Here is a 1,140-nt window from a genome sequence, read left to right as displayed (position 1 = left end):
ACCTACTTGCTTCATGCTGGCGGCCTGAACTGGCGCCATATCAACCCCGACATTTTCGGCAGCATGATCCAGGCCGTGGCCGACGACGAAGAGCGCGGCGCACTGGGTATGCACTACACCAGCGTGCCCAACATCCTCAAGGTGCTCAACCCCTTGTTTCTGGACGACCTGCATGCCCAGCTCGACGCGGCAGGCGACAACAAGGTCAAGCTGCTGAACCTGCGCAAGCGCATGGCGCGCATCCGCGTGTTTGACCCGGCCTGCGGCTCCGGTAACTTTCTGGTCATCGCCTACAAGAAAATGCGTGAAATCGAGGCCGAAATCAACCGCCGCCGGGGCGAGTCGCACCTGGGCAGCGAGATACCCGTGAATAACTTCCGGGGCATCGAGCTGCGCAACTTTCCTGCTGAGATTGCGCGCCTTGCGCTCATCATTGCCGAATACCAATGCGACGTGCTCTACCGCGGACAAAAAGACGCCGTGGCCGAGTTTCTGCCGTTGGACGCGCAAAACTGGATTGTTTGCGGCAATGCGCTTCGACTGGATTGGTTGGGCGTCTGCCCGCCTACAGGGACCGGTGTCAAGGTCGTCGCAGACGACCTGTTTGGCACGCCGCTGGATCAAACGGAAATTGATTTTGAGAATGAGGGAGGAGAGACTTACATCTGCGGTAATCCGCCGTACCTGGGCAGCACCTGGCAATCTGCCGAACAAAAAGACGACCTGCGAGCCATTTTTGACCACCGCTGCAAAACCTGGAAGTCGCTGGACTACGTGGCCGGCTGGTTCATGAAAGCAGCCGACTATGGCAACCATACCCCCTGCACGGCGGCTTTTGTGTCCACCAACTCCATTTGCCAAGGGCAACAGGTGGCAATTCTGTGGCCCATGATTTTTGCCAGTGGCCATGAAATTGCTTTTGCGCACACCTCGTTCAAATGGACTAACCTGGCCAGCCACAACGCCGGGGTGACAGTGGCGATTGTGGGGCTTGCCAACCCAGCGCCAAAAGTGCGGCGGCTTTTTGCCATCACCGACGAAGGCGAAACCGTGGCCAAGGATGTGGCGCTGATCAATGCCTATTTGGTGCCGGGGGCTAATGTGGTGGTGGAGAAGGCAAATCGCCCTTTGAGCGGGCAG

At 58.3% G+C, this 1,140-nt stretch carries 1 protein-coding gene; it reads left to right on the top strand.

Annotated elements, in window-relative coordinates; all coding sequences use genetic code 11:
* The coding region (locus IBX54_RS15190) for a DNA methyltransferase (RefSeq protein ID WP_367141861.1) at positions 1 to 1,140 on the top strand (1,140 nt) is incomplete at both ends.

The organism is Rhodoferax sp. (genome assembly GCF_014859475.1).
Lineage (GTDB): Bacteria > Pseudomonadota > Gammaproteobacteria > Burkholderiales > Burkholderiaceae_C > Rhodoferax.
Note: the sequence above shows the minus strand (reverse complement) of the source record. Positions and strands in the feature narration are given on the sequence as shown.